Here is an 8,040-nt window from a genome sequence, read left to right as displayed (position 1 = left end):
CGCCAATCCACAGGGCAATTCAACGCCCGCCGTGGTCACCCGCATCTACAGCCCGGCCACGCACAGCTACGAGACTGAAGCGCAGTATGGGCAGCGCCTTCACATCCAGCTTGCGGATGCTGTTGATGAAGCACGGCAGGCGCGGGCCGCCGGTGGGGTCGCGCACCAGCACTTTGTCAAAGCGCGACGACACACGGCCCATGCTGCTGGTCAGACCGATGGCGGTCGCATACGGCAGGTCCTGGCAGGGACCATTCAACTCCAGCAGATAGGCTTCGCTGGGACGGGTCCACACCGCCAGCGCACTGTCGCCCAGCTCGGTCCAGCCATTGAGGCTGCCAAAGAACTGCATGTCGTTCTGCGGCGCGCCGGCGTGGGCACGGTACAGATCCAGTTTTTCGGTGCTGCTGAGCCGGCCGGTCGTCGCACAGGCGGCCAGTGCCAGGCAGAGTCCGGCCATCAGGATCGGGGTCTTCATGGCGATCTCCTCGGGGAACTGTCGCCATCATGCGCCTGGGCTGGCAACGCCGGCGCGACGGCTCGCGCCCCATTCAGCCGCCGGTCGGCGGCTACTGGCCGGACCACGGTAGACGCCAACCTTGGTTGGCGCTTGCCCTGCAGGAGCAGCCGACCAAGGCCGGCCTCTACCAAAGCGGTCCCAGCGCTCAGACGTCGGCGTGGGCCAGCGCGTGCAGGCGCCCTTCGCGCAGCTCCAGCACCCGGTCCAGGCGCCGCGCCAGGCTGCGGTCGTGGGTCACCAGCACCAGGCTGGTATGGCGCGCGCGGTTGAGTTCCAGCATCAGCTCGAACACGGTGCCGGCGGTGCGGTCATCCAGGTTGCCGGTCGGCTCGTCGCCGAGCACGCAGGCCGGATGGTTGACCAGCGCACGCGCCACTGCGGCACGTTGGCGTTCGCCGCCGGACAGCTCGCCCGGCTTGTGGTCCAGGCGATGGCCGAGGCCGACCGCTTCCAGCAGCGTGGTCGCCCGGCTGCTCGCCTCGGCCACGGCGGTGCCGGCCAGCAGCACCGGCATCATCACGTTTTCCAGCGCGGTGAATTCCGGCAGCAGGTGATGAAACTGGTAGACGAAGCCCAGCGCCTGGTTGCGCAGCAGACCGCGCGCGGTATCCGACAGCGCCGACATGCGCTGACCGGTCACATACACTTCGCCGGCAGTCGGAATGTCCAGGCCGCCCAGCAGGTGCAGCAGCGTGCTCTTGCCGGCACCGGAGGCACCGATGATCGCCACCGTCTCGCCAGCAGTCACGGTCAGGTCCAGCCCATCGAACACCGGCGTCTGCATGCGCCCTTCGGCATAGGTCTTGCCCAGCGCTTCGGCGCGGATCACTTCATCGCCGCGGTTGACGACCTTATTCATAACGCAGGGCCTCCGCCGGCTGGGTGCGCGCTGCCCGCCAGGCAGGATACAGGGTGGCCAGGAAGCTCATCAGCAGCGCGACCACTGTGATCGCCACCACGTCGCCGGTCTGCATGTCGGTCGGCAGGCCGGTGATGTAGTACACATCCTCCGGCAGCAGCTTGACGTTGAACACGCTCTCGATGGCGCCGAGGATGCGTTCCAGGTTGAGGGTCAGGGTGATGCCACCGATCAGGCCGGCCAGCGTGCCGAAGATGCCGATCAACGAGCCCTGCACCATGAACACCTGCATCACCCCGCCCGGGGTCAGGCCCAGGGTGCGCAGGATGGCAATGTCGGCCTGCTTGTCGGTCACCAGCATCACCTGCGAGGACACCAGGTTGAAGGCCCCCATGGCGATGATCAGCGACAGCAGGATGCCCATCACCACCTTCTCCATGCGCAGCGAGTGGTAGAGATTGGCGTTCTGCTGCGTCCAGTCACTCACGCGATAGGCGCCACCGAGGCTCTGCGCCAGGTCCACGCCCACTTCCAGCGAACGGTCCATGTCGTGCAGCTTCAGCCGCACGCCGGTGGCGCCGTCGCTACGCAGCACGCGCTCAAGGTCCTGCATGTTGGCGAAGCCGACGCCGCGATCGACCTCGTTGTACCCGGCCTCGAAGATGCCGCTGACGGTGAAGCGCTTCATCCGTGGCACTGCACCGGCAGGCGTACCCTGCACTTCGGCAAAAGTCACCAGCACCTGGTCGCCAACGTCCACGCCCAGCCAGATCGCCAGCTCCTTGCCCAGCAGCAGGTTGAAGCTGCCCGGCTTGAGGCTGTCATAGCTGCCCTTGGTGACCTTCCTGTCGATCACCGAGACTTTCGGCTCCAGGGCCGGATCGATGCCCTGGATGATCGCACCCTGCACGCGCGGGCCGCTGATCATCGACTGGATCTCGATGTACGGCGCGGCACCCGCCACGCGCGGATCCTTGCGGGCGACATCGACCACGCGCATCCAGTCCGGCATCGGTTCACCGTCGCGGCTGATGGTGGTGTGTGCGGTCATCTGCAGCAGGCGACTGCGGATTTCCTTCTGGAAACCGCTCATCACCGCCAGAGTGGTGATCAGCACCGTAACGCCGAGCGCGATGCCCAGGATCGATGCCATCGAGATGAAGGAGATGAAGCCGTTGCGGCGCTTGGCGCGCAGGTAGCGCAGGCCAATGGCCACGGGAATGGGTTTGAACATGCAGGCACGCCGGTCAATTCAGCTTATGGTGCCATCGACCGGGGCTGACGGGAAACGCTGCGTGCGGCCACGGCCAGTCGCAGTTCACGTCGCTGCCCGGAATCGAGCACATCCGGCCAGAACAGCAGGCGCCGGCGGCGCCGATCCTCACGCCACAGCAACAACAGCCATGGGCCACGCACCACCAGCCTTGGCGTATCGACGTCCCGCCCGGCCACCTGCAGTGGCCCGGGAAGCGGAGGCAGAAGCACCTGCACGCGCGGCCGGCGCTGGCGCCAGGCCAGTTCGGCCAACCCGACGCCCCAGGCCAGCAGCAGCGCGGGCATCAGCAGCCGCGCAGGCAGATCGGAGGCACGCAGCAACCAGGGGGCGGCCAGCAGCACCACGACCTGGGCGGCGGCCTGCAGCCGCGAGGGGCGCCACTCAAGGCTTGAGGGCGAGGATCTTCTGCATGAGGGGGATCGCGTGCGCATGCGGGCAGGCCTCATAGCCCATGAACCAGCGCCACAACTTATCGTCCTCGCAGTCGAGCAGGAACAGGAAAACCTCGCGCTCTTCGGTCGGCGCAGTGCGCCATTCGTGGTCCAGGTAGCGGCCAAACAGCTGGTCCAGTTCTCGCATGCCGCGGCGGCAGCGCCAGCGCAGCTTCTTCAGCAGGACATCGTCTTCCATCGTGCTTCTCCAGATACAGCAAAGCCACGCATGGCGTGGCTCTACTGGGGTCATGCATCTACCCTGCGCCGTGTATCAGGCGCGGCGCTCCATCATCAGCTTCTTGATCTCGGCGATCGCCAGCGCCGGGTTCAGGCCCTTCGGGCAGGTCCGGGCACAGTTCATGATGGTGTGGCAGCGGTACAGCTTGAACGGATCTTCCAGATCGTCCAGGCGCGCGCCGGTGTCCTCATCGCGCGAGTCGATGATCCAGCGATAGGCCTGCAGCAGGATCGCCGGGCCCAGGTAACGCTCGCCGTTCCACCAGTAGCTCGGGCAGCTGGTCGAGCAGCAGGCGCACAGGATGCACTCATACAGGCCGTCGAGCTTCTTGCGGTCTTCCGGCGACTGCAGGCGCTCACGGTCCGGCGGTGCCGGGGTCTGGGTGCGGATCCACGGCTTGATCGAGGCGTACTGCGCGTAGAAGTGGGTCAGGTCCGGAACCAGATCCTTGACCACGTTCATGTGCGGCAACGGGTAGATCGGCACTTCCTTCTTGCCGCAGTCCGAGATGGCTCGGGTGCAGGCCAGGGTGTTGGTGCCGTCGATGTTCATCGCGCACGAACCACAGATGCCTTCGCGGCAGGAGCGGCGGAAGGTCAGGGTCGGGTCGATCTCGTTCTTGATCTTGATCAGGGCGTCCAGGACCATCGGGCCACAGGCGTCCAGATCGACTTCATAGGTATCGGTGCGCGGGTTGCTGTCGTCGTCCGGACTCCAGCGGTAGATCTTGAAGGTGCGCACATTCTTGCCGCCGTTCTTGACGGGGAAGTGCTTGCCCTTCGTGATCTTGGAATTCTTGGGGAGTGAAAACTCGGCCATGGCTGCTCTCGTTGGCTCAGGCGGCCCGCGCCCGTGGGCGCGGATTGCATGGTAGGCGGGGTCGGATCAGTACACGCGCGGCTTCGGCGGCACCACGGACACGTCGTCGGTCAACGTGTACATGTGCACCGGACGGTAGTCGAAGCTGCACTTGCCCTTCTCGTCGACGCTGACCAGGGTGTGCTTCTGCCAGTTGACGTCGTCGCGGTCCGGATAGTCCTCGTGCGCATGCGCACCACGGCTTTCCTTGCGCTGTTCAGCCGAGTTGATCGTCGCCACCGCGTTGAGCAGCAGGTTGTTCAGCTCGTAGGTCTCGATCAGGTCCGAGTTCCAGACCAGCGAACGGTCGGAGACCTTCACGTCCTGGAACGAGTCGAAGATCTTGTCCATCTTCTCGCAGCCTTCCTTCAGCGTCTGGCTGGTGCGGAAGACGGCCGCGTCGGCCTGCATGGTGCGCTGCATGCGGTCGCGGATGACCGAGGTCGGGGTATCGCCGTTGGCGTGGCGCAGCTTGTCCAGCAGGCCCAGCGCCTTGTCGCAGGCATCGGCCGGCAGCGGCTTGTGCGCGGCGCCCGGCTTGATGGTCTCGGCGCAGCGGTTGGCCACCGCACGGCCGAACACCACCAGGTCGAGCAGCGAGTTCGAGCCCAGGCGGTTGGCGCCGTGCACGGACACGCAGGCCGCTTCGCCGATGGCGTACAGCCCCGGCACCACGGCGTTGTCGTTGTCGCCGACCTTCTGCACCACTTCACCGTGGTAGTTGGTCGGGATGCCGCCCATGTTGTAGTGCACGGTCGGAATGACCGGGATCGGCTGCTTGTGCACGTCGACGCCGGCGAAGATGCGGGCGCTCTCGGCGATGCCCGGCAGCTTCTCGTCGATCACGCCCGGGCCGAGGTGGGTCAGGTCGAGCAGGATGTGATCCTTGTGCTCGCCGACGCCGCGGCCTTCGCGGATCTCGATGGTCATCGAACGGCTGACCACGTCGCGCGAGGCCAGGTCCTTGTAGTGCGGTGCATAGCGCTCCATGAAGCGCTCGCCGCTGCTGTTGCGCAGGATGCCGCCTTCACCGCGGACACCCTCGGTGATCAGGCAGCCGGCGCCGTAGATGCCGGTCGGGTGGAACTGCACGAACTCCATGTCCTGCATGGCGATGCCGGCACGCATGGCCAGGCCGCCACCGTCGCCGGTGCAGGTGTGCGCCGAGGTAGCGCTGAAGTAGGCACGGCCGTAGCCGCCGGTGGCCAGCACCACGCCCTGGGCGCGGAACAGGTGCAGCGTGCCATCGGACATGTCCAGGGCCAGCACGCCGCGGCAGGCGCCTTCGTCGTCGAAGATCAGGTCGAGCGCGAAGTACTCGATCATGAAGCGCGCATCGTGCTTCAGCGACTGCTGGTACAGGGTGTGCAGCATCGCGTGGCCGGTACGGTCGGCCGCCGCGCAGGTACGCTGCGCCGCCGGGCCTTCGCCGTACTTGGTGGTCATGCCACCGAACGGACGCTGGTAGATCTTGCCTTCGGCGGTGCGCGAGAACGGCACGCCGTAGTGTTCGAGTTCGATGATGGCCGGGATGGCCTCACGGCACATGTACTCGATGGCGTCCTGGTCACCCAGCCAGTCCGAACCCTTGATGGTGTCGAAGAAGTGGTAGCGCCAGTCGTCCTCGCCCATGTTGCCGAGTGCGGCCGAAATACCGCCCTGGGCGGCGACGGTGTGCGAACGGGTCGGGAAGACCTTGGTCAGGCACACGGTCTGCAGGCCCTTGGCGGCCAGGCCGAACGTGGCGCGCAGGCCGGCACCGCCGGCGCCGACCACGACCATGTCGTACTTGTGTTCGGTGATCTTGTAAGCGGACATCTAATCTGGATTCCTGTGTAGGTGCCTGGGCTCAGGCAACGCCGAGGGCGATGCGGCCCACCGCAAACACACTGACGATCATGCCGAGCACGGCGACGAACTTCACCGCGGTCTGCAGCACCAGGGCCAGCAGCGATTCGTGGATGTAGTCTTCCAGCACGACCTGCATGCCGAGCTGCGCGTGCCAGAACATGGCGATCAGCAGGCCGATCAGCGGCACTGCATTCCACGGCTTGGCCACGGCGGCGGCGGCGGTCGCGTAATCCGAGCCCAGCAGGCCCAGTACGAAGACCAGGAACCAGATGCCCAGCACCACCAGCGCGGCGGCGGTCAGGCGCTGGTGCACGAAATGCTCGGTGCCGGTCTTGGCCGAGCCCAGGCCGCGCACGTTCTTCAGCGGGGTACGGAACTTGCTCACGCGGCACCTCCGAACATCACATAGGCCCACACCAGCAGGGTGATCACCAGGCTGCCGATGACCGACAGCCAGCTGCTGCGGATGAAGGCAGGGATGCTGAAGCCGATGGCGAAGTCCTGCACTACATGGCGGATGCCATTGCACAGGTGATAGGCGAACGACCATGTCCACGCGAACAGGAACACGCGGCCATACCAGGCCCCGGCATGGCCGGTGAAGCAGTTCCAGGACTCGGGACCCATCATCAGGGCCAGCAGGCCGGCAGCGATGATGAGGGCACCAACAGACAGAAAGATGCCAGTGGCTCGATGCAGGATCGAGGTGGCCATCTGAATCTGCCAGCGATACACCTGAAGGTGCGGGGAAAGTGGGCGTTGTCTGGTCGCCATTCGCTGGGCTCGTTGTCTCGGCTGGGCGGCACGCGGCCGCGTTGGCTCAATGCTGATCAGAAATCGATGCAGCGTCCGTTTTTCTCCCAATCGCCATACCGCACCGGATCAAGTCCGCCGCGGCCGCCGAATTCCTCTGCTTTTTCCTGTTCCACGGGCACGGGTGCCGCGGGGACCAGCGGGGCTTCAGATTCGTCGTCGGGAGTGGGGGTTGTTTGGCCTATCATGTTCGGTCTCGCAACGCACAAATTTTAGACCTCGTTCACGTGCCTGACAACCTGCCCCCTGCTTTCGTCGGATATCCGCGCCTGCCCGGCCACCAGCTGCTGAGCCTGCAGGGCCCGGATGCGGCCGCCTTCGCCCACGCCCAATTCAGCAGCGATGTCACCGCCCTGCCCCTGCTGCACTGGCAGTGGAGCGCCTGGCTGACTGCCAAGGGCCGCACCCTGGCAGTGTTCCAGCTGCTCCGGCTGGCCGACGATCACGTGATGCTGGTGCTGGCCGACGGCGATACCGATGAGATTGCGTCGCAACTGCAGCGCTTCGTGTTCCGTCGCAAGGTGCAGGTACAGGTGCGCAGCGATCTGGCCGTGGCCGGTGCGTTCACTGCGCCCGAGGCTGCCAGCGGCGCCGCGATCGCGCTCGCTGCAGGTGACGGCTGGGAGCTGGACCTGGGCAGCGACGCCCTGCCGCGCACCCTGCGCATCGGGGCGGCGGCTGCCGTTGCATCCGGCAGCGAAACCGATGAGGCCGCCTTCGCCCTCGCCTGGCGCCAGGCCGACCTGCGCTACGGATTGCCGCGCTTGGACGAAAGCCAGCGCGAAGTGTGGACCCCGCAGCAGCTGGGCCTGGACCGCCTGAATGGCTACAGCGTGAAGAAAGGCTGCTACCCGGGCCAGGAAATCGTCGCCCGCACCCACTTCCTCGGCAAGGCTAAGCGCGCGGTGCAGCTGCTGCATACTGCGGCACCGGCACAGGCCGGCGATGGGGTGCTGCAGGACGGCGCGACGCTGGGCACGATCGCCAGCGTAGCCGGTGACCTGGCGCTGGCGGTGCTGCCGCTGGAGGCTGGCGACGCCGAGCTGCAGGTGGGTGATGCCATTGCGCAGCGCGTGCCGCTGCTGGATGGCCTGGCCCGCTGAATCTGACGCGCCCTCATCCACGCATGGCGTGGATCTACTGACCGACCCGGTGGGTGCGGACCGTTGGTCCGCACTGCAACGAAGTAGC

General features: G+C 66.2%; 11 protein-coding genes. 1 reads left to right on the top strand and 10 read right to left on the bottom strand.

Annotation, left to right across the window (positions count from 1 at the left end; all coding sequences use genetic code 11):
* Positions 1 to 19 precede the first annotated feature (19 nt).
* The 10 genes from ABGA94_RS09740 to ABGA94_RS09695 form a co-directional block, all read right to left on the bottom strand.
* A complete protein-coding gene (locus ABGA94_RS09740; RefSeq protein ID WP_375367148.1) occupies positions 20 to 478 on the bottom strand; it encodes a DUF6491 family protein in 459 nt (152 codons plus the stop codon).
* A 187-nt stretch (positions 479 to 665) separates the two neighbouring features.
* Complete coding sequence (gene lolD / locus ABGA94_RS09735) at positions 666 to 1,379, bottom strand: lipoprotein-releasing ABC transporter ATP-binding protein LolD (protein ID WP_032954095.1); 714 nt, start codon at positions 1,377 to 1,379, stop codon at positions 666 to 668.
* Positions 1,372 to 2,613, bottom strand: a complete 1,242-nt coding sequence (locus ABGA94_RS09730; RefSeq protein WP_053500548.1) for a lipoprotein-releasing ABC transporter permease subunit — start codon at positions 2,611 to 2,613, stop codon at positions 1,372 to 1,374. Before ABGA94_RS09730 ends, lolD begins: the two co-directional genes overlap by 8 nt.
* Before the next feature lie 23 nt (positions 2,614 to 2,636).
* The gene (locus tag ABGA94_RS09725; RefSeq protein WP_095377449.1) at positions 2,637 to 3,086 is read right to left on the bottom strand and encodes a hypothetical protein; all 450 of its coding nucleotides are present in this window, start codon (positions 3,084 to 3,086) and stop codon (positions 2,637 to 2,639) included.
* The gene (locus ABGA94_RS09720; protein ID WP_005416134.1) at positions 3,037 to 3,285 is read right to left on the bottom strand and encodes a succinate dehydrogenase assembly factor 2; all 249 of its coding nucleotides are present in this window, start codon (positions 3,283 to 3,285) and stop codon (positions 3,037 to 3,039) included. Before ABGA94_RS09720 ends, ABGA94_RS09725 begins: the two co-directional genes overlap by 50 nt.
* 75 nt (positions 3,286 to 3,360) lie before the next feature.
* Positions 3,361 to 4,146 (bottom strand): succinate dehydrogenase iron-sulfur subunit, encoded by a 786-nt coding sequence (locus ABGA94_RS09715; protein ID WP_005409079.1) that lies wholly within the window; start codon positions 4,144 to 4,146, stop codon positions 3,361 to 3,363.
* Between the two features lie 66 nt (positions 4,147 to 4,212).
* Positions 4,213 to 6,003: a succinate dehydrogenase flavoprotein subunit gene (gene sdhA / locus ABGA94_RS09710; RefSeq protein WP_014036803.1), complete on the bottom strand. Its 1,791-nt coding sequence runs from the start codon at positions 6,001 to 6,003 to the stop codon at positions 4,213 to 4,215.
* Positions 6,004 to 6,034: 31 nt separating this feature from the next.
* Positions 6,035 to 6,421 carry a succinate dehydrogenase, hydrophobic membrane anchor protein gene (gene sdhD / locus ABGA94_RS09705; RefSeq protein ID WP_005409077.1) on the bottom strand — a complete coding sequence of 129 codons (387 nt, stop codon included), beginning with the start codon at positions 6,419 to 6,421 and terminating at the stop codon, positions 6,035 to 6,037.
* Positions 6,418 to 6,810 (bottom strand): succinate dehydrogenase, cytochrome b556 subunit, encoded by a 393-nt coding sequence (gene sdhC / locus ABGA94_RS09700; protein ID WP_005416132.1) that lies wholly within the window; start codon positions 6,808 to 6,810, stop codon positions 6,418 to 6,420. Before sdhC ends, sdhD begins: the two co-directional genes overlap by 4 nt.
* A gap of 56 nt (positions 6,811 to 6,866) precedes the next feature.
* Complete coding sequence (locus ABGA94_RS09695) at positions 6,867 to 7,037, bottom strand: DUF1674 domain-containing protein (protein ID WP_005409075.1); 171 nt, start codon at positions 7,035 to 7,037, stop codon at positions 6,867 to 6,869.
* Positions 7,038 to 7,076: 39 nt separating this feature from the next.
* On the opposite strand from ABGA94_RS09695, the gene ABGA94_RS09690 reads away from it, so the two are divergent.
* Positions 7,077 to 7,952: a YgfZ/GcvT domain-containing protein gene (locus tag ABGA94_RS09690; RefSeq protein ID WP_375367144.1), complete on the top strand. Its 876-nt coding sequence runs from the start codon at positions 7,077 to 7,079 to the stop codon at positions 7,950 to 7,952.
* Positions 7,953 to 8,040 lie beyond the last annotated feature (88 nt).

This window comes from Stenotrophomonas sp. 3diitr2024, assembly GCF_042136455.1.
Taxonomy (GTDB): domain Bacteria; phylum Pseudomonadota; class Gammaproteobacteria; order Xanthomonadales; family Xanthomonadaceae; genus Stenotrophomonas; species Stenotrophomonas sepilia.
This window is presented reverse-complemented; position numbering and strand designations above follow the sequence as displayed.

What these genes read in the sequence shown, in the direction of transcription:
- lolD (WP_032954095.1), bottom strand. Translation starts at nt 1,379, where the DNA reads ATGAATAAGGTCGTCAACCGCGGCGATGAAGTGATCCGCGCCGAAGCG.
- ABGA94_RS09720 (WP_005416134.1), bottom strand. Translation starts at nt 3,285, where the DNA reads ATGGAAGACGATGTCCTGCTGAAGAAGCTGCGCTGGCGCTGCCGCCGC.
- ABGA94_RS09740 (WP_375367148.1), bottom strand. Translation starts at nt 478, where the DNA reads ATGAAGACCCCGATCCTGATGGCCGGACTCTGCCTGGCACTGGCCGCC.
- sdhA (WP_014036803.1), bottom strand. Translation starts at nt 6,003, where the DNA reads ATGTCCGCTTACAAGATCACCGAACACAAGTACGACATGGTCGTGGTC.
- sdhC (WP_005416132.1), bottom strand. Translation starts at nt 6,810, where the DNA reads ATGGCGACCAGACAACGCCCACTTTCCCCGCACCTTCAGGTGTATCGC.
- ABGA94_RS09715 (WP_005409079.1), bottom strand. Translation starts at nt 4,146, where the DNA reads ATGGCCGAGTTTTCACTCCCCAAGAATTCCAAGATCACGAAGGGCAAG.
- ABGA94_RS09695 (WP_005409075.1), bottom strand. Translation starts at nt 7,037, where the DNA reads ATGATAGGCCAAACAACCCCCACTCCCGACGACGAATCTGAAGCCCCG.
- ABGA94_RS09725 (WP_095377449.1), bottom strand. Translation starts at nt 3,086, where the DNA reads ATGCGCACGCGATCCCCCTCATGCAGAAGATCCTCGCCCTCAAGCCTT.
- ABGA94_RS09730 (WP_053500548.1), bottom strand. Translation starts at nt 2,613, where the DNA reads ATGTTCAAACCCATTCCCGTGGCCATTGGCCTGCGCTACCTGCGCGCC.